The organism is Streptomyces sp. NPDC031210 (assembly GCF_055570395.1).
This window is the reverse complement of record NZ_JBVIHH010000015.1, coordinates 63,950-86,183: the sequence shown is the minus strand read 5'-3', so window position 1 is coordinate 86,183 and position 22,234 is coordinate 63,950. Positions and strand designations below refer to the sequence as shown.

General features: G+C 72.6%; 19 protein-coding genes and 2 pseudogenes. 12 read left to right on the top strand and 9 right to left on the bottom strand.

Annotated features, from left to right (window positions below):
• Nucleotides 1-19: 19 nt before the first annotated feature.
• The 3 genes from ACZ45Z_RS25635 to ACZ45Z_RS25625 all read right to left on the bottom strand — a co-directional run bounded on the left by ACZ45Z_RS25635 (nt 20) and on the right by ACZ45Z_RS25625 (nt 2,071).
• The gene (locus ACZ45Z_RS25635; RefSeq protein ID WP_468366723.1) at nt 20-985 is read right to left on the bottom strand and encodes a M56 family metallopeptidase; all 966 of its coding nucleotides are present in this window, start codon (nt 983-985) and stop codon (nt 20-22) included.
• Nucleotides 986-988: 3 nt separating this feature from the next.
• Complete coding sequence (locus ACZ45Z_RS25630) at nt 989-1,471, bottom strand: BlaI/MecI/CopY family transcriptional regulator (protein ID WP_468366721.1); 483 nt, start codon at nt 1,469-1,471, stop codon at nt 989-991.
• A gap of 144 nt (nt 1,472-1,615) precedes the next feature.
• Nucleotides 1,616-2,071: a tellurite resistance TerB family protein gene (locus ACZ45Z_RS25625; RefSeq protein ID WP_468366718.1), complete on the bottom strand. Its 456-nt coding sequence runs from the start codon at nt 2,069-2,071 to the stop codon at nt 1,616-1,618.
• A gap of 341 nt (nt 2,072-2,412) precedes the next feature.
• Here ACZ45Z_RS25625 and ACZ45Z_RS25620 point away from each other — a divergent pair, with 341 nt between their 5' ends.
• The 5 genes from ACZ45Z_RS25620 (at nt 2,413) to ACZ45Z_RS25600 (ending at nt 5,334) form a co-directional block, all read left to right on the top strand.
• Entirely contained in the window at nt 2,413-2,715 is a 303-nt protein-coding gene (locus tag ACZ45Z_RS25620; RefSeq protein WP_468366715.1) for a hypothetical protein, read from the top strand.
• Entirely contained in the window at nt 2,712-3,089 is a 378-nt protein-coding gene (locus tag ACZ45Z_RS25615; protein WP_468366712.1) for a hypothetical protein, read from the top strand. Before ACZ45Z_RS25620 ends, ACZ45Z_RS25615 begins: the two co-directional genes overlap by 4 nt.
• 53 nt (nt 3,090-3,142) lie before the next feature.
• Nucleotides 3,143-4,186, top strand: a complete 1,044-nt coding sequence (locus ACZ45Z_RS25610) for an acyl-CoA desaturase (RefSeq protein WP_468366710.1) — start codon at nt 3,143-3,145, stop codon at nt 4,184-4,186.
• 110 nt (nt 4,187-4,296) lie between these two features.
• A complete protein-coding gene (locus ACZ45Z_RS25605) occupies nt 4,297-4,725 on the top strand; it encodes a DUF5994 family protein (protein WP_468366708.1) in 429 nt (142 codons plus the stop codon).
• A 225-nt stretch (nt 4,726-4,950) separates the two neighbouring features.
• Complete coding sequence (locus ACZ45Z_RS25600) at nt 4,951-5,334, top strand: DUF6344 domain-containing protein (protein WP_468366705.1); 384 nt, start codon at nt 4,951-4,953, stop codon at nt 5,332-5,334.
• A gap of 281 nt (nt 5,335-5,615) precedes the next feature.
• On the opposite strand, the gene ACZ45Z_RS25595 is transcribed toward ACZ45Z_RS25600, so the two are convergent.
• Nucleotides 5,616-7,037, bottom strand: coding sequence for a phosphoribosyltransferase family protein (locus ACZ45Z_RS25595; RefSeq protein WP_468366702.1), 1,422 nt, complete (start codon nt 7,035-7,037; stop codon nt 5,616-5,618).
• 188 nt (nt 7,038-7,225) lie between these two features.
• On the opposite strand from ACZ45Z_RS25595, the gene ACZ45Z_RS25590 reads away from it, so the two are divergent.
• Nucleotides 7,226-8,062 carry an HAD-IIA family hydrolase gene (locus ACZ45Z_RS25590; protein WP_468366700.1) on the top strand — a complete coding sequence of 279 codons (837 nt, stop codon included), beginning with the start codon at nt 7,226-7,228 and terminating at the stop codon, nt 8,060-8,062.
• Between the two features lie 36 nt (nt 8,063-8,098).
• Here ACZ45Z_RS25590 and ACZ45Z_RS25585 read toward each other — a convergent pair whose 3' ends face one another.
• The gene (locus ACZ45Z_RS25585; RefSeq protein ID WP_468366697.1) at nt 8,099-8,572 is read right to left on the bottom strand and encodes a histone deacetylase; all 474 of its coding nucleotides are present in this window, start codon (nt 8,570-8,572) and stop codon (nt 8,099-8,101) included.
• Nucleotides 8,573-9,035: 463 nt separating this feature from the next.
• Between ACZ45Z_RS25585 and ACZ45Z_RS25580 the strand changes: the two genes are divergently transcribed.
• Entirely contained in the window at nt 9,036-11,042 is a 2,007-nt protein-coding gene (locus ACZ45Z_RS25580; RefSeq protein WP_468367024.1) for a TerD family protein, read from the top strand.
• Between the two features lie 48 nt (nt 11,043-11,090).
• Here the strand turns inward: ACZ45Z_RS25580 and ACZ45Z_RS25575 are convergent, their stop codons facing one another.
• Nucleotides 11,091-11,630, bottom strand: a complete 540-nt coding sequence (locus ACZ45Z_RS25575; RefSeq protein WP_468366694.1) for a hypothetical protein — start codon at nt 11,628-11,630, stop codon at nt 11,091-11,093.
• A 90-nt stretch (nt 11,631-11,720) separates the two neighbouring features.
• On the opposite strand from ACZ45Z_RS25575, the gene ACZ45Z_RS25570 reads away from it, so the two are divergent.
• The 3 genes from ACZ45Z_RS25570 to ACZ45Z_RS25560 all read left to right on the top strand — a co-directional run bounded on the left by ACZ45Z_RS25570 (nt 11,721) and on the right by ACZ45Z_RS25560 (nt 14,772).
• Nucleotides 11,721-12,851 carry a site-2 protease family protein gene (locus ACZ45Z_RS25570; protein ID WP_468367023.1) on the top strand — a complete coding sequence of 377 codons (1,131 nt, stop codon included), beginning with the start codon at nt 11,721-11,723 and terminating at the stop codon, nt 12,849-12,851.
• 73 nt (nt 12,852-12,924) lie between these two features.
• Nucleotides 12,925-13,710, top strand: coding sequence for a PP2C family protein-serine/threonine phosphatase (locus ACZ45Z_RS25565; RefSeq protein ID WP_468366691.1), 786 nt, complete (start codon nt 12,925-12,927; stop codon nt 13,708-13,710).
• 201 nt (nt 13,711-13,911) lie between these two features.
• On the top strand, nt 13,912-14,772 hold the full coding sequence (locus tag ACZ45Z_RS25560; RefSeq protein WP_468366688.1) for a D-alanyl-D-alanine carboxypeptidase family protein: 861 nt from the start codon (nt 13,912-13,914) through the stop codon (nt 14,770-14,772).
• A 72-nt stretch (nt 14,773-14,844) separates the two neighbouring features.
• On the opposite strand, the gene ACZ45Z_RS25555 is transcribed toward ACZ45Z_RS25560, so the two are convergent.
• Nucleotides 14,845-15,630, bottom strand: a complete 786-nt coding sequence (locus ACZ45Z_RS25555) for a DUF72 domain-containing protein (RefSeq protein WP_468366685.1) — start codon at nt 15,628-15,630, stop codon at nt 14,845-14,847.
• 128 nt (nt 15,631-15,758) lie between these two features.
• On the opposite strand from ACZ45Z_RS25555, the pseudogene ACZ45Z_RS25550 reads away from it, so the two are divergent.
• A pseudogene (locus tag ACZ45Z_RS25550) lies at nt 15,759-16,112 on the top strand (alpha/beta hydrolase); the annotation flags it as partial.
• 106 nt (nt 16,113-16,218) lie between these two features.
• On the opposite strand, the gene ACZ45Z_RS25545 reads toward ACZ45Z_RS25550, so the two are convergent.
• On the bottom strand, nt 16,219-17,025 hold the full coding sequence (locus ACZ45Z_RS25545; protein ID WP_468366682.1) for a calcium-binding protein: 807 nt from the start codon (nt 17,023-17,025) through the stop codon (nt 16,219-16,221).
• Nucleotides 17,026-17,920: 895 nt separating this feature from the next.
• On the opposite strand from ACZ45Z_RS25545, the pseudogene ACZ45Z_RS25540 reads away from it, so the two are divergent.
• Nucleotides 17,921-19,900, top strand: a pseudogene (locus tag ACZ45Z_RS25540) (glycoside hydrolase family 3 protein); the annotation flags it as partial.
• Between the two features lie 110 nt (nt 19,901-20,010).
• On the opposite strand, the gene ACZ45Z_RS25535 reads toward ACZ45Z_RS25540, so the two are convergent.
• On the bottom strand, nt 20,011-22,011 hold the full coding sequence (locus ACZ45Z_RS25535) for an APC family permease (protein ID WP_468367021.1): 2,001 nt from the start codon (nt 22,009-22,011) through the stop codon (nt 20,011-20,013).
• Nucleotides 22,012-22,234 lie beyond the last annotated feature (223 nt).

The following is a 22,234-nucleotide window of genomic DNA, read 5'->3' as shown; positions in this document are numbered from 1 at the left end:
GCCAAGGATCAGTGTGCCCTCACAGGGGCGTCGCCGCCTTGAGAACGACGAACAGCGCTACCGCCGCGTTCAGCGCGGACAGCGCGGAGGCGGCCGTCCCAGCGGCGGCGACCAGGGCGGCCAGACCCGCCGGGGTCAGCGCGGGCGGCCAGCCGCGGGCCGGTGGCACCGGCGCGAGGAGCGCCGCCACCCGGCGCGGCACGGGCCCCGGCTCGGGTGCCGCGAACTGCGCCGGCAGCGGATACGGCGCCGGACGCGTGAGCAGCGCCGCCTTGCCGACGGCCCGGGCGGTCACCCGCCGGTCCCCGACCACCCGCGCCGCCTCCTCGTCCGCCCACCGCTCGGCGCCGAACGCGACCGCCGAACGCAGCGGCAGCAGCAGCGGGTTGACGCGGCCGGCCAGGCGTACGGCGAGCAGGTAGCGGTGATGACGGCAGCTCAGGTGCGCGCGCTCGTGGGCGAACAGCGCGCGCCGTTCGTCGGCGTCCAGGCTGCGCAGCATGCCGCGCGAAACCGCGATCCGGCCCGGGCGGGCGCGGCGGCCGGGCCGCCTCGGGGCGCCGGGCACCGCGTAGGCGTACGGAGCGTCGTCGGGAAGCACCGCCGGGTCCGCGCCGGCGGGCAGGACGTCCAGCGCCCGGTGCGCCCGGGCCCGGACGCGGCGGTCGTGGCGCAGCGCCCGGCCGCAGCCGGCCAGGGCGGCGGCCAGCGCGACGATCGCGGCGGACCCGGCCACCTCGGCGTACGGCACCGCGGCCCGCACCTCGGGGTCCGACCAGCCGTCGGGCAGCGGGTTGCCGGGCAGTTGGGCCGTGCCGACGACCATCAGGAGGCCCAGGCACAGCGTGCTGCACACGCCGAGCACGACGGCCAGCAGGGTCAGCAGCCGGGTGGCGCGGCGCGGGTGGAGATGCTGCTCCGCGAGCCGGGCGATCGGCAGCGCGCTGAGCGGCAGGACGAGCGGCAGGAAGACGAACACGCCCACCGGTCAGCCTCCGCGCGCTTCGCCGGAGGGGCCCGGGCCGGACGGGTCCGGGCCGGCGGGGGACTCGCCGGGGGCCGGGTCGTCGCCGGTGGCGCGGTCCAGGAGGGTGCGCAGCAGCCGCTCGTCGTGGGCGGAGAGGGCGGAGACGAAGCTGGTGAGGACGGCGTCGCGGTCCGGTTCGCCGTCCAGTACGCGGCGCATGCGCAGCGCGGCCAGGCCGGCTTCGTCGGCGGCGGGGCTCCAGACGTAGGCGCGGCCGGACCGTTCGCGGGTGACGGCCTTCTTCGTGCGCAGCCGGGACAGGATCGTCATCACGGTCGTGTACGCGAGGTCGCCGCCGAGCCGTTCCTGGACCCAGGCCGCCGTGGCCGGGCCGGCCGAATGGTGCAGCGCCGCCAGCACCTGGGCTTCGAGCTGGCCCTGTCCGCGCCGGCGCCGCGCCCGCCCGCTGCCGCCGAGGGGCTTTTCGAAGGGCGTGCCGCCCATGCCGCCGCCTCCCGTCGTGCCAGGTGCCCCGCTGGCCGGGACGTCGGAGCATTTTACTCAGCGGGCGGCGCGGGGCAGCTCGCGCGGCGGGCGGGTGGGGCAGCCGGCCCGCGGCCTCCGCGGTCCCGCCGCCCCGCCCGCTCCTCACACGTCGAACTCCTCCGGTGCGAAGTCGAGCGCGAAGCACACCTCGCGCACCAGCGCCCGCTCCGCCTTGTCGAAGTCGCCGTCGGCGCCCCCGATGACGATGCCGATCTGGAGGACGGCACGCGCCTCCACCGGCTTCTTCTTCACCTTGCCGATCTCCTGCATCACCGCGACCTTGCCGAAGTCGAAGTCGGCGGTGAGCTGGTCGAGGTAGCCGTCGAACCGCCGGCGCAGCTCGTCGGCCGGGAAGTTGCGCAGTACCTCGTTCGTGGCGATGAGCTGCGCCACCCGCTGACGCTCCGCCGCGTCGATGTGGCCGTCAGCGGCGGCCACCAGCGCGCACATCGCCATGCTCGCGTCCCGGAAGGCACCGCTCTTGAGGTCGTTCTTCTTGGCGACGAGCTGGGTCTGCATCGTCTGGGCGGAATCCTTGATCCGGTCCCACAGCGCCATGTGGTTCTCTCCTTGTCGTTCCCCGTCATTCCGCGCGGTCGCGCGTGGCGGCCGGACGGTCATGTGGCGGCCACGCGGTCACGCGCGGTCACGTGCGAGTAAAATCTACAGTTCTGTAGAAGTTGACGGTCGGCCGCCCTCGAACGTTCCACCCCTTACGCCGCGACGAGACCGATTCAGGCGCTATGACCGTATCGGGACGATTTCCGGATCCGGTCCGGAGTACGGTGGAGGCACCGAGGGCATTTCGCATGCCGGCAGTCACGCCGTCCTCGTCCTCGGTTCTCCACAACACCGGGCGCGCCATGACTGCCGCGATGCCCCCGAGTGAGGTGAGCATCATGCAGACCCTCCTGACCGTGATCGTGCTGTTCGCGCTGGTGGCCCTGGGGGCGCTCTTCATCGCCCGGGTCAACGCCCAGCAGGCCGGCCGGCTCGCCACCCACCGCCACGCGGCTCCCCACCCGCCACACCGCCCGCACACCGCGGACCGCCCCACGCGACGGACCGGGGGACGGCACGCACGGTGGGCCGCGCTCCTCGACAGCCTCCGCGCGGCACGGCCGCCGGGTGAGGACGCCCCACCCGGAACCCACAGGGCCGGCTCGCCGCCGTCGTCCCGAAGGGTGGGCGAGGACCGGTGAACCACCCGCACACCACCAGACGCCCGGGCCCGGACCGCGGCGCGGACGCCTATCCGCCGGACCCGGTCCTGGCGGCTTACGCAGACCACCCGCTGCCCCCGCCCGGCCTGGCCGAGGTACGGATCGTCGCGGCGACGCCCGACGCCGCCCGCCAGGTCGCCGAGGTGCTCCATCGCGCCTTCGCCGGCGAGGAACAGCGCAGCTATCCCGCCTGTGAGGACGGCAGCGGCACCCTTCTCCACCTGACCGTCGACACCCTGCGCGAGGCCGACCCGCCGTGCGACGACCAGCCCTCGGCGCCCTTCCGGCTCTGGTCGCCCGGTGACCGGCCGGGCGAGGCCGCGGACGGCTCGCGGCCCGACGACCGCAGTTGATCACCCGGCGCCCGGCCGCCGCTCCACCCATCTCCCAGGCACCTGGAGTGCCCGTGTCAGCACCGTTCCCCACTTCCTCCACCGACACCGCCGGCCCCACCGCCGCCACCGGCACCACCCCGCACCCCCATGACCGTGTGCGGGAGTACGACGGCACCTCACCGTTTCCCACCGACGGCCCCGAGCCGCCGGCCGGCGGAGGCCGGCGCCTGTACGTGACGATCACCGCGGTGATCGTCATCGCCCCGTTCGTGGGTCTCGGAGTCGCCATCCCGCTGCTGTGGGGCAGCGCCGTCCACCTCACCGACCTGGTGCTCGCCGCCGTCTTCTACGTGATCACCTGCCTCGGCGTCACCGTCGGCTTCCACCGCGGCCTCACCCACGGCAGCTACACCGCGAAGCCCGCGCTGCGCGTCGCGCTCGCCGTCGCCGGGTCGCTGAGCTTCCAGGGCGACGTCATCGACTGGGTCGCCACCCACCGCCGGCACCACGCCTTCACCGACCGCCCCGGCGATCCGCACTCCCCGTACCGCTACGGCACCGGCCTGCGCGGACAGCTCCGCGGCCTGGTGTTCTCCCACATCGGCTGGCTGTTCGGCAACGACCCCACCTCCCACGAGCACTACGCGCCCGACCTGCTCGCCGACCGCGGCATCCGCGCCGTCGACCGGGCCTTCCCCGCCCTGTGCCTGCTCACCCTCGGCCTGCCGTTCGTGCTCGGCTGGGCCCTCGGCGGCACGTGGGTCACCGGGCTGACGGCCCTACTGTGGGCGGGCTTCGTCCGTATCGCGCTGCTCCACCACGTCACCTGGAGCGTCAATTCGCTCTGCCACGTCATCGGTGAGCGGCCGTTCCGCACCCGGCGCCACGACCGGGCGACCAACCTGTGGCCGCTGGCGCTGCTCTCCTTCGGCGAGAGCTGGCACAACACGCACCACGCCGACCCGACCTGCGCCCGGCACGGCGTCGACCGGGGCCAGATCGATGTGTCCGCCGCCGTCATCCGCCTCTTCGAGCGGGCCGGCTGGGTGTGGGACGTGCGGTGGCCGGATCCGGCCCGGTTCGCGGCCCGCCGGATCGACACGGGCAGCGCCTAGGGGGCCGGACCGTGCACCGTTTCCGTTCGTGTGGTGACCCGGCGCCCCACCACGGCGCCGCGGGGCACCCTCCGTAACCGTCACACCCTTTCCGTGACTGAGGAGACTTCATGACCACCGTCCAAGGGGCCCGTCCCGCCCACCCGGCACACCCGGCGCCGCCCCCCGTCTCCCGGCTGGCCATCGCGCCGCCCAGCGGTATCGCCCGGCGGATCGACGGCGCGTGGTGGCCGCACACCACCGACCTGGTGTCCGAACTCCCCGAGCTGCTGCTCGCGCTGCCCTTCGACTGGCCGCGGATCACCCACGCCACGGTCAACGGCGCCCGGTGGTCCCGTCTGCCCGGCCACATACTCGTCGCCGATCACGTGGTCCGCCTGCGCACCACCACCGGCCGGCCGGGCCCCGACACCCTCTGCCTGGTCTCCCACGGCCACGGCCGCTGGGACCTCCTGCTCATCGCGCCCGACACCCCCGAGCCCGAGGCGATCCGCATGATGACGGAAACGGCCGCGGGCGGCCACCCGACGACTGCCTGAACGGCGCGACCGGGCGGCCCTATAGCCGTCCGGTCGCTCTCCCGCTCGTCGGGGGACTGCTGCGTACGGGTGGTGTTCATCCGAAGAGCGCCGGTCCGGCGGCGTCATTCCCCGGTTCCTCGCATTGCGTACTCATCATAAGAAAACGCAACAGATCGACCCTGCGACGGATCGTCCCCGCGACGGCTCGAGCGCGGAACCGATCCCCACGGAAAGCGAGGAGCCATGGCCGCGACCAAGATCAGGAAGTTCTGGGCGGTGTGCCTTGCCGTACTCGGCAAGCTGCTGGCCTCACTGGGTGTCTCCGCCCCGGCCTCGGCGGCCCGCCGGGAGGCCGCGATGTACGCCGAGCCCGCCGCGCAGCTCGCCGGGCCCGCCGCTTCCGCCCCGGCGCCGGTCACCGGCCGCGCGCTGCTGCCACCCACGATCAAGCAGCGCATCCGGGCCGAGGCGCACGGCGCCTCGCCCACCTCCCGCACCCGCCTCACCACCGGCGTCGAGCCGCTGCCCACGCTCGCCACCGCGGCCGCCGCGCACGGTGCCGCCCAGATCCCCGCGGCCCTCATCCCCGCGGCCCGCCGCCGCGAGCGCCCCGGATGTGCGGCCTGAGCCGACGGCGTCCGGCGGCACCCGGCACACGCGACGGCGCGTGACAACCCCGCGCCGGTGAGACGACGGGACGACAGTCACGGACGACACTCACGACGGACAGCAGGACGTGAACAGCCCGTCCTGAACACCCGTTCCTGAACACCCCGTCCAGAACGGCCCCTCCCCAGGGAGGACTTGAAGACTTCGACCGGGACCGGCAATCGGGACCGCCAACCGGCATCGGCGAGGACCGGCCGCACCACGCCCGGACCGGCCGCACTACGCCCGGGCCGGCCGCTCTACGCCCGCAGGGGCGCGGTGCCCAGGTGCGAGGTTCCCAGGTGCGTGGTGAACCACGCCCGGGCCAGGTCCGCGACCTCCTCCAAGGCGCCCGGTTCCTCGAAGAGATGCGTGGCGCCCTGCACGACCGCCAGCCGGTTCTCGCAGCGCAGCTCCGCCTGGGCCTGACGGTTCAGGTCCAGCACCGTGGTGTCGTCGCCGCCCACGATGAGCAGGGTCGGCGCCCGTACGTCCGCCAGCCGTGCCCCGGCCAGGTCGGGGCGGCCGCCGCGGGAGACGACGGCGCCCACGTCGGCGTCCGGTGCGGCGGCGGCCCGTAGCGCCGCGGCGGCTCCGGTGCTCGCCCCGAAGTAGCCGATCGCCAGGGAGTCGTGGCTCTCGCGCAGCCAGCGGGTGGCGTCGGCCAGCCGGCGGGCCAGGGTCGCGATGTCGAAGACGTTCGCCCGCTCGGCCGCCTCCGCGGGGGTGAGCAGGTCGAACAGCAGGGTGCCCAGGCCGGCCCGGTTCAGGGCCGTCGCCACGGAGCGGTTGCGCGGGCTGTGCCGGCTGCTGCCCGAGCCGTGCGCGAACATCACCACCGCACCGGCGCCGGGCGGCAGGCTCAGATCCCCGGCGAGCGGCACGCCTCCCGCGTCGATCTCGACCGCCATCTCCACCACCTCATCACCGTCGCCCAACCTGCCGCCGCCCACGCCGCCCGTCGGGCCCTCCGCGTCCTCCGCGTCCTCCGAGTCCTTCGGATCCCCCGTCTCCCCCGTCTCCCCCGCCTCCCCCGCCTCCCCCGTCTCTCCCCCCTCCCGCGCGAGCAGCTCGACGACTTCCTCGTCGGAGGTCTGGGAGAAGTCCCGGTACCACTCGCCGACGGCGGAGAACCCGAGCGGCGTCGCCAGGCACACCACGTCGTCCACCTGGGTACGCAGCCAGTCCACCGCGTCCGGCGGCGCCACCGGGGTGGCCAGCACCACCCGCGCCGCGCCCATGGCCCGCGCCACCTGGCACGCGGCGGCCGCCGTGGAACCCGTCGCGATCCCGTCGTCCACCACGATCACGGCCCGGCCCTCCACCGTCAGCCGCGGCCGGCCCGCCCGGAACCGCCGCGCCCGGCGGGCCAGCTCCGCCTCCTCGGCCCGCTGGACCGACACCTGGTCCGCCTGCCGCACCCGGCCCCGGCGTACGACGTCGTCGCTGATCACCCGTACCCCGCCCTCGCCGATGGCACCGAACCCCAGCTCGGGGTGGGAGGGCACGCCCAGTTTGCGGACCACGATCACATCAAGGGGGGCGCCGAGCGCCCGAGCCACCTCGTAGGCCACCGGAACGCCGCCGCGCGGCAGCCCCAGCACCACGGGTTTCTCCTCCGCCAGACCGCTCAGCGCCTCGCCGAGGCGGCGCCCGGCATCCACGCGGTCAGTGAACAGCACAGCGGTTCACCCTCTACCCGGAGAGATACGTACTCACCGAGATACCTCACCGAGATACCTCACCGAGATACGCACTCGCCTGTTTCGGTCACCTGCTTCTCCTTCGAACCAACTCCATCCCCCGGTGTTCCGCAACTCGGGCGACGGCCCCCGGGCGACCGCCCGCGCCCACCGCTACCGTCTGCCCTATGGAACGAAGCGGACGCGTCCGAGCGGTCCTGATCGATATCGACGGCGTGCTCACGGTCTCCTGGGAACCGCTGCCCGGCGCCGTCGAAGCCATGGAACGCCTGCGCGCCGCGGGACTCCCGCTGGCCCTGGTCACCAACACCACCTCACGGACCCGCGGCTCGATCGCCGCGACCCTGGCGTCGGCGGGCTTCCCCGTCGGCCCCGACGACATCCTCACCGCCCCCGCCGTCACCGCCGCCCACCTGCGCGCCCACCACCCGGGCGCCCGCTGCCTGCTGCTCAGCAGCGGTGACGTCCGCGACGACCTGGCGGGCGTGACCCTGGTCGACGACCCGGCACCGGACGCGTCCGCGAACGGGAACGGAGCGGGGAACGCTGAGGCCGTGGACGTCGTCATCCTCGGTGGCGCCGGCCCCGAATTCGACTACCGCTCCCTGAACACCGTCTTCCGCCAACTCCAAAACGGCGCCCGGCTCGTCGCCATGCACCGCAACCTGTACTGGCGCACCGCCGGCGGCCTCGACCTCGACACCGGCGCGTTCCTCCTGGGCCTGGAGCGCGCCGCCCGCGTCGAGGCCGAGATCACCGGCAAGCCCGCCGGGGCGTTCTTCGCCGCCGCCCTGGACCACCTCGGCGCCACCGCCTCCGAGACCCTCATGATCGGCGACGACATCGAATCCGACGTCCTGGCGGCCCAGCGGCACGGCATCACGGGCGTCCTGGTCAAGACCGGCAAGTACCTCCCCGAAACCCACCACGCGGCCGACGGCACCCCCGACCACGTCCTGGACTCCTTCGCCGACCTCCCCGACTTCCTCGAAGGCCGCGCCTGAGCGGGGATCGGACCTCCGCAGCGGGCGCCCGCCCGGCTACCGGACCAAGGCGGCGATCTCCCCGGCCGTCCACCGTCCCGCCGCCCCCGGACAGCTCGCCAGATACGCGCCGGCCTGCTCCGCGCTCCACCCGTGCGTCTCGACGATTCCCGCCACGAGATGCCGCAGATACGGCCCCGAAGGCGGCCGCACCGCGACGTCGCCCCGGTGCCACGGCGCCGTGAACGTCAGCACCGGAGCCCCCTCCAGCCACCCGGCACACACCAGCGTCTCGTACCGCCCGGGCCCCAGCCGCGCCCGCCCCCGCCCGAGCACCTCCGTCAGCTCCAGATCCTCCCCCGGCTCCCGGTACATCTCCTGCGCCGCCACATCCGAGAACTGCCCCACCGTCATCAGATAGGCCCGCGCGGGCAGTTCACCCCCACCGTCCGGGTCGTAGAACGCCCGCCCCCCGGTCCACACCCGCGACTCGGTGGCGAAATACACCACCCCCACCAGCATCACCGCCACCGACCGCACCGGCGCCCGCCCATCCCGACACCCCGGATACACCCGCCGCCCACCCGGCGGCCGCCCCCCGACGAGGTAGTACCCCAGCCGACCGGCATGCATATTCGACCCGTAGGCGGCGTACCAGACATGGCGCACGGGGAAAGTGGCGGGAGTGGCCGGTGAGATTGCCGGGTCGGTTCCGGGCGCGGCCCCGGGCCTGACGCCAAAGGGCACCGCCTTACGGGCCCCCGTCGGCCCCTGTGGCTCCTCTTGGTCCCTCATCATCCCTCTTGATGCCTCTTGGTCCCTTCACCTCCCGGAACGCGTGGCCGGAGCGCTATCGTTCCCCTCACACGCGTTCCGTACGAGATGCGTGATTCCTCGTCGTTTCCTCATCGTTTCCTCGTCGTTCGTCGTCATTCAGCGGCCGTCCGGGTGGTGCGTGGCCGCCGCTGCGCAGTGGGGGGGCCGTATGCACACGATGTCCAAAGGGGCCAACGTCGGCCTGGCCGCCCTGAGTGCGGACGCCCACGCGATCGTGGTGAGCCTGAGCTGGAGCAGCACCGCCGGAGACGGCGACGCGGATGTCTCCGTGCTGCTGCTGGGCGCGGACGGCAAGGTGCGCAGCGACGCGGACTTCTTCTTCTACAACAATCCGGCCGCCGCGGACGGCAGTGTGCAACTGCTCGACAAGTCGCCGACCCTCGACGGCAACGAGGACCGCGTCAGCATCGACCTCACCGCGGTCCCCTCGGACGTCTCGCGCATCGTCGTGGCCGCCAGCCGTTATGGTTCCGCGCGGTTCGGCGACCTGGACGGTTTACGTCTCTCGGTCGCGGACCGGTCCGGTGAGGGACTGCTCGTCTTTCCCATCCAGGGCGCGGGCGAGGAATGCGCGTTCATCTTCGGGGAGTTCTACCGACGGGGGGAGGAATGGAAGTTCCGGGCCGTCGGCCAGGGTTACGCGTCCGGGCTGGCCGGACTGGCCACGGATTTCGGCATCGACATCGACGACGCGACCGAGGACGAAACGACCGCTCCGGGGCCGGCTGCGGGGACCGACCCCGAGCCGGGGCGGCCGGCCACCGGCGGGCCGGTGCTTCCCGCCCAGCGTGGGGAGTCCCCTGCGGCCGCAGAGCCCTCTGCGCGTCCCTCGCAGCGCCCTTCCCGCCCTCGTACGGCGAAGAAGAAGGTCACGCTCCCCAAGGCCGCCAAAAAGTCCCTCGCCGAGAGCGACGCGTGGCGCCCGGCCAGGCTGTTCCCCGCCTCCTCCCTCCGGAGCGACCATGAGCGGGAGACACGCGCGACATCGGTCCTGCTGTCGGTGATGGCGCAGGTGCCGGAGTTCGGACGGCGGCTGACCGCGGGCTTCGGGGCGCCGGCCGGCCGGATGGAGACCTTCACGGAAGTCTCACTGCCGCACGGCGACGCCCCCAAGCGACCGGACGGCGTGATCCGGGTCGAGCGCGCCGGGAAACTGTGGACGGCGCTGATCGAGACCAAGACGAACGGGAACCGGCTGCGCGCCGAGCAGGTCCAGGACTACATGGACATCGCCGCCCGGCGCGGCTACGAAGCCGTGATCACCCTCTCCAACGACGTCGCGCTGGAAGGCAGCCCGCTGGTCGACGTCAGGATCGACGGCCGGCGCAAGCACAAGGTCGCCCTGTGGCACCTTTCCTGGGCCGAGGTGACGCACCAGGCGCAGATGCTGATCCGCCACGAAGGCGTCGGAAACGCCGCCCACGCCTGGCTCCTGCAGGAACTCCTGCACTACCTCCAGCACGAGAACTCCGGATGCCATGGTTTCCAGAACATGGGCGCGTCCTGGGTGGCGGTCCGCAACGGCATCGACGAGGAGATCCTGTGCCAGGGGGACCGGCGCGCCGTCGACGTGGTGGAGAGCTGGGAACGGCTCATCCGCCAGGTGTGCCTGCGGCTCGGCGGCGAGATCGGCCAGAAGGTGCTGCCGGTGCAACGGACGCGGCGCGGCACCGATCCGGGCTCGCGCCGTGCCGCTCTGGCCGACCAACTCTGTCTCGACGGCCGTCTCCACGCCGAACTGCGCCTGGAGGGCGCGTCCAGCATCCTCGCCGTCACAGCCGATCTGCGGACGGGAAAGCTGCGTACCTCCACCGACTTCCCGGCGCCCGAGCAGGGCTCCCCTCTCACCTGGGCCAAGCGTCTGGTCCGTGAGCTGGCCGAAGCACCGGCCGACCTGCATATCGAGACCCTGATCGAGGGGTCGGGGAACGGGCCGCGCAGCACCCTGGAGCGACTGCGTCCCGAGCCCGGCGACCTCCTCCCGAAGGACGGCTCCCAGATCTCCGGCTTCCGCCTCTCCCTCTTCAAGAGCATGGGCAGCACTCGCGGCAACGCGCAATCCGGCTTCATCCGGAGCGTCGACGAGTCCGTGGAACGCTTCCACACCATCGTCCTCTCCCACCTGGACCGCCGCTTCCGCACTCCCGCCGCCGCAAGGCGCTGAGTCCCCGAGCGGACCGCGCACACGGCGCCCCCAAGGGGCACCGGCCGCTCACCACAGCGCCCGCTGCGGCATCGGTCGTTCCACCCCGTCCAGTTCCAGCGTGCACCGGGGGGCGGAGGGGACGAGGTGGGCCTGGTGGATGCGGATGCGGAAGGGGTGGGTGGGGGAGTCGGGGAGTTCGCCGGACAGGAGGGTCATTCCGGGGTCGTGCTCTCTTTGGTAGCTGATCACTTTGCCGTTGACCAGGAGTTCTATCTCGCCGTCCCGGCCGGGGCCGACGTTCACCGTGACCGAGTGGTCGCCCACATCCACGTGGTAGTGGTGGCTCCGTCCCATGACGCACCTCCGCAGTGCCGTGCCGGCCAGGTCGTCCGCTGTGCGATCCGCGGTGCGGTCGGCCGCGGCCGACCGTCGTAGCCGCTCGCTGTGGCCGCGCTCTGTGGCCGTTCTCCGCAGCCGTTCTCCGTGGCCGTTCGCCGGGAGCCGTCCTTCGCAGCCGTTCGCCGCGAGCCGTCCGTCGTAGCCGTCCGCCTGATCCAGCCTAAGGCCGTCCTCCGGCATCCGGCCGTACCGGGACAGGAGCGACAATTGGCGTGAGTGCCGTACCGGCCCGTCCACGCGGTGCGCGGGGCGAGGGTCCGCGCGGTGGAGCGGGTGCCGGGCCGGCGGGAGACGGTGATGAGCGGCTCGGTCCGGGTGGGGCGTGTGGTGGGGGTGCCGCTGCGCGTGCACTGGAGCGTCCCGCTGCTGGTGTTCCTGTTCGCGTACGGGCTCGGGCGGGAGACGCTCCCGGTGTGGACCCCGGGCCGCTCGGACGCGGTCTACGCGGTGGCCGGAGTGGCGGGGGCCGCGCTGCTCATGGGCAGCCTGCTGGTGCACGAGACGGCGCACGCGGCGACCGCCCGGCGGTGGCGGATCGAGGTCCAGGACGTCACGCTGTGGGCGCTGGGCGGCATGACGCGGATGGGGCGGCCGCAGCGCCCGGCGGCGGCGTTCGCGGTGGCGGTCAGCGGGCCGCTCGCCAGCCTGCTGATCGGCGGCGCCGCGCTCGGGGCGGGCATCGGCCTGCACCCGCTGTCCGGCTGGGCGGTCCCGTCGGTCGTCCTGATGTGGCTGGGCTGGGCGAATCTGTTCCTGGCCGGGTTCAATCTGCTGCCCGCCGCGCCGCTCGACGGCGGGCGGGTGCTGCAAGCGCTGCTGTGGTGGCGTACGGGGGACCGGGAGCGCGCGGAGGCGGCGGCCTCCCGGAGCGGCCAGGTCACCGGCGTCCTGCTGGTGGCCGCCGGCTGGTTCTCCGTGGTGCGCGGGGCGCCGGGCGGGCTGTGGCTCGTCTTCGTCGGCCTGTTCCTGATGGTCGTCGCCGGGGCGGAACGGCGGCGTGCGGTGCTGGGGCGGTCGCTGCGGGGCGTACGGGTGGCCGAGGTGATGTCCGGGCCGGTGGCGACCGGCGCGGACTGGCTGACCGTCCAGCACTTCCTGGACGAGGTGGCGGCGCCCGCCGGCCATTCCGTGCTGCCGCTGGTCGACTTCGAGGGCCGGCCCAGCGGACTGGTGCGGACGCGCGGGCTGGCCACGGTGCCGCCGGCGCGCCGCGAGACGCTGCGGGTGCGCGAGGTGGCCGTGCCGCTGGCCCAGTGCGCCACCGCCGCCCCCGAGGAGCCGCTGACCGAGGCGGTCGACCGGCTCAGGCCGCGGACCGGCATGTGCCTGCTGGTCCTCGACGCGGGCCGTCTGGTGGGGATCGTCACCGCCCGGGACATCACCCGCGCCATGCGCCGGCACACCCCGGGCGGCGACGCTTCCCACTGAGCCACGGGGCGCGGGCGGCGCCACAATGGTGGTGCGGGAACGCGTCTGCCGCCGCGGAGAGGCGGGACACTCCATGCCCTACATCACGGTGACCGCCCTGAGCCACAACGGGCTGGTACGCGACCACAACGAGGACAGCCTCGCGGCCGGTCCGTGGACGCTGTGCGGCACCGTCACCGAGAACCCGCAGACCCTGGTGTTCCGGCTCGGCAAGCCCCTCCTCGTAGCCGTCGCCGACGGCATCGGCGGACAGCCGGGCGGCGAGGTGGCCAGCGCCCTGGTCGTCCGGCGGCTGGCGGAGCTGGGGCCCGCGCTGGACGGCGAGGAAGCCGTCCGCGACGCGCTGGAGGTCTGCAACCACGCGGTGTACGCGGCGGCCGACGCCGACCGGGGGCTGACCGCGATGGGCACCACCGTCGCGGGCGTCGTGGTGCTGGAGACGTCGCTGCTGGTCTTCAACGTCGGCGACAGCCGGGTGCTGGAGGCGTCCCGCGACGGCCTGCGCCAGTTGAGCGTCGACGACAGCCCGCCGCTGCCCCCGGGCCGGCGCACCACCTCCCTCGTCACCCAGGCGCTCGGCGGCGCCCCCCGCTTCACCGCCGTCACGCCGCACGTCACCACCGTGCCGCTCTCCGCGGGCGCGCGCTATCTCGTGTGCAGCGACGGCCTGACCGACCCGGTGCCGCCGGACGCGCTCGATGAGCTGCTGCGGAACCACGAGGGCGGCCGGGCGGCGTTCGAGCTGTGGAAGGCCGCGATCGAGGTCGGCGGGCCGGACAACATCACGCTGGCACTGATCGGGACCGGAGAGACCGGAGAGTCAGTCGGGGCCGGAGAGACGGAAGAGTCGGCGGGGTAGATCAGCGGGGTGGAGCAGCCGGGGCCTCGGGGTGGCGGTCGACGGACCCGGTGCACACATGGCCGAGTGAAGATGACTCTTTGGGGCGCATCCATCCGCCCCTCCCGTGCGTCTCATGTACAGGCGGCGTTGTCATGAGACCGCATTGCACGGGCATTTGGAGTATTCATCTTGAACATCGGCATTAAGGGCATTCGCCGCATGTCTGCGGTTGTCATCACCGCGGGAGCCGTTCTGACGGCCGGGGCGTTCACCGCTCCGGCGCAGGCCGCCACGCTCCCCACGCCCACCATCGCCGCCAAGGGCGGCTTCGTCATGAACAACGGCACGGGGAAGTCCCTCTTCACCAAGGCCGCGGACACCAAACGTTCCACCGGTTCCACCACCAAGATCATGACGGCCCGCGTGGTCCTCGGCCAGTCGAATCTGAACCTCGACTCGAAGGTCACGATCCAGAAGGCGTACAGCGACTACATCGTCGCGAACACCGCCTCGTCGGCCCGTCTCATCGTCGGCGACAAGGTCACGGTCCGTCAGCTTCTGTACGGGCTGATGCTTCCGTCCGGCTGCGACGCGGCGTACGCGCTGGCCGACAAGTTCGGCGTCGGGTCCACGCGGGCCGAGCGGGTGAAGTCGTTCATCGGCAAGATGAACACCACCGCCCGGAGCCTGGGCATGACGAACTCTCACTTCGACTCGTTCGACGGCATCGGGCACGGCTCGAACTACTCGACGCCGCGCGACCTGACGAAGCTCGCCAGCAACGCCATGAAGTTCTCCACCTTCCGGACGGTCGTCAAGACCAGGTCGACCGAGCAGAAGGTCACGACGAAGAGCGGTGGCTACCGCTACATGGCGTGGTCCAACACCAACAACCTGCTCGGTGGTTACGCGGGCACCATCGGCGTCAAGACCGGCTCGGGTCCGGAGGCCAAGTACTGCCTGGTCTTCGCCGCCACCCGGAACGGCAAGACGGTCATCGGCACGATCCTCGCCTCCTCCTCGGTCACCAACCGCACGGCGGACGCGAAGAAGCTGATGGACTACGCCTTCAAGAAGTAACCGGCTCGAAGAACTCACCGGCTTCAAGAGGCATTCGGTTCAAGAAGCAACCGGTCTCCGGGTGCGGGGCCCTCAGGACGGGGGTCCCGCACCCGGGCCCGGCGGCGTACGGCTCACCGTCCGGCCCAGCGCGCCCGCCGCCCGCGCGAACTTCGCGGCGTCCACGACGGCCGCCCCACCGGTGTCGTTGTTGAAGTACACATACACCTCCTCCTCGTCGGGCCAGGCGTCGGCGATGCGCCCGGCCCAGGACCGCAGCGCCTGACGGCCGTAGCGCGGTGGCGGGTCGGCGATGCCGGCGTGGAAGCGTACGTACCCCCACGACGCGGTACGCCACAGCGGCGTCACCGGGCGGGAGCCCCGGTCGGCCCAACACAGGGCGCTGCCGTGCCGCTCCAGCACCGCCCGCAGATCGCCCTCCGCCTCCCACCAGGAGGCGTGCCGCAGCTCGACGGCCACCCGCACCGCGCGGGGGAAGCACCTCAGGCAGGCGTCCAGCGCCTCGGTGTCCGCCCGGAAGTTGGGCGGCAGTTGCAGCAGGACGGGCCCCAGCCGGTCGCCGAGCCCCTCGGTACGTTCCATCAGCCGGTGTACGGGCTCCTCCGGGTCGCGCAGCCGCTTGAGATGGGTCAGATAGCGGCTGGCCTTGACCGCCATGACGAATCCCGCCGGTGTCCGGTCCCGCCAGGAGGCGAAGACGTCGGTGCCGGGCAGCCGGTAGAAGGCGTTGTTGTTCTCGACCGTGGCGAAGTGCCGGGCGTACTCCTCCAGCCACAGCCGCTGCGGCTGCCCGGGCGGATACAGGACACCGCGCCAGTCCTTGTACTGCCATCCCGAGGTCCCGATGAGCAGGGGCATGGTCCGATGCCTGCCCCGGCCGGCCACCGGCCTATCGCCCCGCCGGGGTGAGGCCGCCCCGGTCCGGGGGACGGACAGGACACGGGGACGGACCGGTCCCGGGGACGGACCGGCTCGGCCGCGCCCCCTACCGGCGGGCGGTGGCCGCCGACCGCCTCCGGCATCCGCTGACCGCCGGGATGCCCGCGAACATCACGCCCTGCGCCTTCTGGAAGCACGCGCCGGCGGACGAGCCGACGCGGATCACCGCCGACGGCCCGTCCAACGTCCTGATGATCCAGAACGAGCGCGACCCGGCCACGCCCTACGCGGGAGCGCTGAAGACGCGCGCGGCGCTCGGCGACCGGGCCCGCCTCGTCACGGTCGGCCACGGCGGTCACGGCGTCTACCTGGGCAACGGCAACGCCTGCGGCGACCGGGCGGTCACCACGTTCCTGACGGAGGGCCGGCGGCCGGGGCGGGACGCCTACTGCGCGGACTGAGCGCGCCCGATACGGCGCGGACCGAGCAGGCGGACCGCGGACCGAGCAGGCGGACGGCGTACCGAGCAGGGCGGACGCCGCGGCGGCCGGCCCGGACCGTCCAGGATCAGCGCACGTCCACGAAGTCCCCGGTGGCCTTGGCGGCCGGGGTGGTGGTCGTACCGGCGAAGTTCCAGCGCCAGTAGCCGTCCTCCGAGGCGGTGGCCGTGGTCTTGAGGTCACCGGTGCCGGAGGTGTAGACGGTCTTGACGGTCGTGTAGGTGGTGGTGCCCGCCTTGCGGTACTGGAGCCGGACCGGCTGGTTGGTGTAGCCCCGGTAGTCGAGCGTGTCCCAGTTGGCCCGGGTGAGCTTGCCCGTGACGGTGAGGGCCGAGCCCTTGGTGACCGGCTCCGGGCTCGCGTTGACCGTGAGCTTGGAGTGCCGCTGGAGGCGGGTGGTGGTGTAGGCGTAGCGCTCGGCCCGGTCGCCGTCGTTGGCCGAGACCTGGACGTCCACCTTCCAGGTGCCGGCGTCGGCGTTGGTGACCCACCAGTCCGGTTCGAAGGTGAAGGTCTTCGAGCAGGTGGACGTGGTGGCGCTGGAGGCGACGCAGTCCGCGGGCGTGGTGTCCTCGTTCGGTACGACGTAGTCGGTGGCGCTGTCGTACGGGTCGGCGCCGTCGGGGCCGCGCCAGAGGGAGAAGTCCGCGTCCCAGATGCCCGACGGGTCGGTGGCGGTCACCGAAACGGTGATCGTCTTGTCGGCCGTGTCGACCACGATGTTCTGGCCACCGTTGACGGAGACGCCGGTGATCTTGATGTCGCCGACCGTCTCGTCCGCGTGCGCGGTGGCGGCGGTGAAGCCACCCAGTGCTATGAAGCCGCCCAGTGCGGTGGCGGCGGTGAGCCCGGTGAACAGTGCGCGTCTTCGCATGTGTCTCCCCACGGGTGAAAAGGAGGCGCCGCCGGGGAGGGCCGGCGGAGCAGTTGAAGCGCTAACTATAAGGACGCCCACCGACAACCGGCCCGGGGCCCCACCAGGGTTGCCGGGGCACCGGACGCCCACACCGCGCTCTTCCGGCGGCGGCCGGTCCGGCGGACGGCGTCCACGGCCGGGTCCTGCCGCCCGCCGCCGCCCCGCCGGGACCTGCCGCCGCGTATTCCGTAAGAAAATCCCCCAAAGGGGTTCTCATTGCCCCTCGCGGCGTTATCCTGGATTTCAGGCCTGCGGGATGAGCGAGGGAGTCCAACCGGAGTAGCCGACTTTGGCGGAGCGACAGATCCGCTGGGGCCGACGTCGACGGTCGGGCTGAGAGGCCGGAAGGTCGCAAGACCGGAAGGCGACCCCCATCACCTGATCCGGACCATGCCGGCGAAGGGAGCCCGTCTCGTAGGCCGCTGGCGTGCCGTGGAAGTCGTGAAAAGCCGTATGCGTGCAGCCCCGGGCCGATGGCTCGGGGCGCTTTCGTGTGTGCGCCGCCGGCTCCGTACGTCATCGGCTCCGTACGTCATCGGCGTACGTCACCGGCCGCGAGGGATCGACGACCCTCCCCCTTCAACTAATAAACATCAATACCCCCCTCGAATCCGTTCCCCCACCCTCTCGTTTCACCTCTTGACGGCGGGTGGGTCCAGGGAGGAGGGTCGCCCCAACACCCGGGCGCAGCACAGTTTCTGACGATCTGTCGGCCGCGTGCTCGGCGTGCGGCCGCTCGGGCCGGCCGATCGGCCCGCCGCCGGCCGGGCCCTGGCGGCGCCGGTGAACGCCGTTCCCTCCGAGGAGGACACACGTGATATCCGAGCCCGCCCACGGGCGCCCGCCCCGTGGACACACCCCCGTGGCCAGAACCCCCCGATCCCGCACGTCCGGGCCCCGCCTCGCCGCCGCCCTGCTCGCCGTCGCGGCCCTGGCCCTCGCCGCCGTGCCCGCAGCGTCGGCGCAAGCACCCCCGGCGTCCGGCGACACGACCCCGGGGGCGTCCGGCAGCCGGCAGGCGCCGTACCTGAACCCCGGACTCCCGGTGGCGCAGCGGGTCGCCGACCTCCTCGGGCGCATGACGCTCCAGGAGAAGGCCGGGCAGATGACGCAGGCCGAGCGCGGCGCCGTCGATGACGACCGGAGCCGGATCACCCGCCTCCGCCTCGGCTCCCTGCTCTCCGGCGGTGGCTCGACGCCCGCCTCCAACACGCCCGAAGCCTGGGCGGACATGATCGACGGCTACCAGTCGCACGCGCTCGCCACGCGGCTGCGCATCCCGCTGCTCTACGGCATCGACTCGGTGCACGGCCACAACAACCTCGTCGGCGCCACCGTCTTCCCGCACAACATCGCGCTGGGTGCCACCCGCGACCCCCGACTGGCCCGCGAGGCCGCCCACATCACGGCCATCGAGACCCGGGCGACCGGTCCGCAGTGGGTCTTCGCCCCCTGCCTCTGCGTCACGCGCGACGTCCGCTGGGGACGTGCCTACGAGAGCTTCGGCGAGAGCCCCGCACTGGTCACCGCGATGGAAACCGCGATCGACGGCTTCCAGGGCACGGACCCGAAGGACCTCGCCCGCCCCGACCGCGTCCTGGCGACCGCCAAGCACTACGCCGGTGACGGCGACACGACGTACGGCACGTCGACGACCGACACCTACACCCTCGACCAGGGCGTGACGATCACCGACCGCGAGCACTTCCGCGAGCTCAGCCTGGCGCCCTTCGTGCCGGCCGTCCGGCGGCACCACGTCGGCAGCATCATGCCCTCGTACTCCAGCGTCGACTGGACCGAGGACGGGGTCGGCAACCCGGTCAAAATGCATGCGAACAAGGAACTGCTGACGGACGTTCTGAAGCGGAAGGTGGGCTTCCAGGGCTTTCTGATCAGCGACTGGCAGGCGATCCAGCAGCTCCCCGGCGACTACGCCACGCAGGTGCGCACGGCCGTCAACGCCGGGGTCGACATGTTCATGGAGCCCTACGACGCCGCGCGGTTCGAGGAGACGCTCATCGCCGAGGTCCGGGCCGGCCGCGTCCCCACCTCACGTATCGATGACGCGGTGCGCCGCATCCTCCGCGCCAAATTCCGACTCGGCCTCTTCGAGCACCCCTACACGGACCGCGCCAACCTGCACACGGTCGGCTCACCCGCCCACCGCGCGGTGGCGCGCCGCGCCGTGGCCAAGTCCCAGGTGCTGCTGAAGAACTCCGGCCACGCGCTGCCGCTCAAGCCGTCGCAACGGATCTACGTCGCGGGCGTCAACGCCGACGACATCGGCAACCAGGCCGGCGGCTGGACGGTGACCTGGCAGGGCACGTCCGGCGACACGATCCCCGGCACGACGATCCTGGACGGCATCCGGCGCCACGCGCCCCATGTGACGTACAGCGCGGACGCGTCGGCTCCGGCGGACGGCCACGACGTGGGTGTCGTGGTGATCGGCGAGACACCGTACGCCGAGGGCAAGGGCGACGTCGGCAACGGCGGACGCACCCTGAACCTCTCCGACGCCGACCGGGCGAACATCCACCGGGTGTGCGCGGCGATCACCACCTGCGTGGTCCTCGACGTCGCGGGCCGCCCGCAGATCGTCACCGACGAACTCGGCACCATGGACGCCTTCGTCATGTCCTGGCTACCCGGCAGCCAGGGCGAAGGCGTCTCCGACACCCTCTTCGGCACCCGCCCCTTCACCGGAAAGCTGCCCGTGACCTGGCCCCGCACCGAGTCCCAGGAACCCATCAACGCGGGGGACACGCACTACGACCCACTGTTCCGGTACGGCTTCGGCCTCACGACCCGGGCGGGCGGCGCGGCACGCTGACGTACGGTGCGCCGGCGCCACCACCCGGCCCCCGACGGACGCCGGGCCCGGCTCCCCTCGCGCCGCCCGGCTCCGCACGCGCCGCCCCGCCCCGCCACGCGCCGCCCGGCTCAGCCGCCGACGTGGATGCCGGGGCGCCGATCCGGGTCCGGCTCGTGTTTGCGGATGATCTCGCGGGTGACGGGGGCGGTGTCGCCGCGGCCGAGCAGGAAGTAGCGGAACATGTGCCGCAGCGGACTGCCCTCCGCCCACGCGAAGTAGCAGTGCGGCCGGACCTCGGTGGCGTCGCGCAGGGCGAGCAGGATCGCGGCGATGGCGTTCGGCGCCGCCGGGGCCTCCGCGCGCAGGACCCGGTATCCGTCGACTTCCACGCCGCGTACGGCGAGGGTGTCGCTGAAGTCCGACGGGTCCACCACGTCGATCTCAAGGAAGAGGACGTCGGCGGGGGCGGGCACCGGATTGGTGCCGCGCTGCTCGCGCTCTTTGCCGCTGTACTCGGCGTGGTCGCCGGCCTGCCGGCGGTTGGCGATGATGTTGATGGAGTTGTCGTGGGAGAGCGTGTCGGTGAGGAACCGGCGGGCGTCCGGGTCGAAGACGATGCGGTCGACGCGCAGTTCGGTGGTGCGCGAGATCCGGGAGATCAGTGACACGGCGATGATGCCGAGGATGAAGAAGCCGGAGATGGCGATGCCGTCGGGCTTGCCGATGATGTTCTCCACCAGGGCGTAGAGCAGCACCAGCATCAGGAGCGCGAAGCCGGTCGCGCTCGCGCGCTTGCGGCGGCGGACGGCCGAGACGGTGACGGCGAACGCGCCGGAGACCATCATCGCCAGGATGCCGGTGGCGTAGGCGCCGGCCTGGGCGTTGACGTCGGCGCCGAACGCGAGGGTGATCAGGACGCACAGGGCGGTGTAGACCAGCACGACCGGGCGAACGGCGCGTCCCCATTCCGGGGCCATGCCGTAGTCGGGCAGGTACCGGGGAACGATGTTGACCAGCCCGGCCATCGCCGAGGCGCCGGCGAACCACAGGATCAGGATGGTGCTGATGTCGTACGCCGTGCCGAACGCCTCCCCGACGTGCTCGTGGGCCAGCCAGGCCAGGGCGCGTCCGTTGGCCGCGCCGCCGGGCTCGAACTCCTTGTGGGGAATGAGGACGGTGGTGACGAAGCTGGCGGCCAGCAGGTAGACGCTCATGATGAGCGCGGCGGTGGTCAGCAGCTTGCGGGTGTTGCGGATCCGCGAGCGCATCCGCTGCTCGGCGTCGGCGCCGTCGGCGGCCACCAGCGGCATCATGCTCACCCCGGTCTCGAACCCGGACAGCCCCAGCACCAGAAGCGGGAACGCCAGCACCGCCGGGCCGGCCAGATCGCCGAAGCCGCCGCCCTCCGTGAGCGCGTCCGTCCATGCCGACCAGGCCCCCGGTGTGGCGAACACATCGGCCACACCGATGGCGACGACCACGGCGTTGAGCGCCAGGAAGACCGCGACCAGGGGGATGGCCACGGTGACCGCTTCGCTGAACCCGAGCAGGAACACCCCTCCGAGCAGCAGCAACAACGCCACCGTGATGGCGACCTCGTGGCCGTGCAGGGCTTGGGGCAGGTAGGGGTTCTCCACCATGTGCACGGAGGCGTCCGCCGCGGACAGGGTGATCGTGATGATCCACGACGTGGCCACGAATCCCAGCAGGACCAGGACGAACAGCTTGCCCCGCCAGAACGGCAGCAGATCCTCCAGCATCGCCACCGAACCGGCTCCGTGGGGGCTCTCCCGTGCCACCCGCCGGTACATCGGCAGCATCCCCAGCAGGGTCAGTACCACGATCAGCAGCGTCGCCAGCGGCGAGACCGCCCCGGCCGCGAGCGCGGCGATGGCCGGTACGTAGGCCAGGCTGGAGAAGTAGTCCACCCCGGTCAGGCACATCACCTTCCACCAGGCGTGCGGCTCTGTGTGCCCCTCACCGGCCGCCGGCCCGACCGGCTGCACGCGGTGACGCAGCAGCCACCCCGCCAGGCCGCCGGTCGGCTGCGCCCGCCGAGCGGGGCTGTCCACCACTTCCGGCACCGCTGGTTCGTTTTCCGGCACCGCCGGTTCGTTCGCGTCCGTCATATCCCCCATCAGCCTTCCCTGCCCGCCCAGCAAACCGGTCACAGCGGGCACCGCACGCACGGCACCCAACAACCCCCGAGTATGCGACCTCGCGACAGGGCCGGTTCCCGCAGGGTGGATGGGGGCGGTGCCGGCCGGCGAGTAGCCTGACGCCCTCACGCCGACGCCGGCCGGACAACACATAAGGACTCCGGTCAGGCGCGCGAACGCTCGCCCCCGCTGC

Excerpts from the sequence above, each read along its gene's own strand:
- ACZ45Z_RS25555 (WP_468366685.1), bottom strand. The coding sequence starts at position 15,630 with ATGCCCCTGCTCATCGGGACCTCGGGATGGCAGTACAAGGACTGGCGC.
- ACZ45Z_RS25565 (WP_468366691.1), top strand. The coding sequence starts at position 12,925 with ATGCCCTACATCACGGTGACCGCCCTGAGCCACAACGGGCTGGTACGC.
- ACZ45Z_RS25560 (WP_468366688.1), top strand. The coding sequence starts at position 13,912 with ATGTCTGCGGTTGTCATCACCGCGGGAGCCGTTCTGACGGCCGGGGCG.
- ACZ45Z_RS25570 (WP_468367023.1), top strand. The coding sequence starts at position 11,721 with ATGAGCGGCTCGGTCCGGGTGGGGCGTGTGGTGGGGGTGCCGCTGCGC.
- ACZ45Z_RS25590 (WP_468366700.1), top strand. The coding sequence starts at position 7,226 with ATGGAACGAAGCGGACGCGTCCGAGCGGTCCTGATCGATATCGACGGC.
- ACZ45Z_RS25625 (WP_468366718.1), bottom strand. The coding sequence starts at position 2,071 with ATGGCGCTGTGGGACCGGATCAAGGATTCCGCCCAGACGATGCAGACC.
- ACZ45Z_RS25545 (WP_468366682.1), bottom strand. The coding sequence starts at position 17,025 with ATGCGAAGACGCGCACTGTTCACCGGGCTCACCGCCGCCACCGCACTG.
- ACZ45Z_RS25620 (WP_468366715.1), top strand. The coding sequence starts at position 2,413 with ATGCAGACCCTCCTGACCGTGATCGTGCTGTTCGCGCTGGTGGCCCTG.
- ACZ45Z_RS25535 (WP_468367021.1), bottom strand. The coding sequence starts at position 22,011 with ATGACGGACGCGAACGAACCGGCGGTGCCGGAAAACGAACCAGCGGTG.
- ACZ45Z_RS25600 (WP_468366705.1), top strand. The coding sequence starts at position 4,951 with ATGGCCGCGACCAAGATCAGGAAGTTCTGGGCGGTGTGCCTTGCCGTA.
- ACZ45Z_RS25605 (WP_468366708.1), top strand. The coding sequence starts at position 4,297 with ATGACCACCGTCCAAGGGGCCCGTCCCGCCCACCCGGCACACCCGGCG.
- ACZ45Z_RS25630 (WP_468366721.1), bottom strand. The coding sequence starts at position 1,471 with ATGGGCGGCACGCCCTTCGAAAAGCCCCTCGGCGGCAGCGGGCGGGCG.
- ACZ45Z_RS25580 (WP_468367024.1), top strand. The coding sequence starts at position 9,036 with ATGTCCAAAGGGGCCAACGTCGGCCTGGCCGCCCTGAGTGCGGACGCC.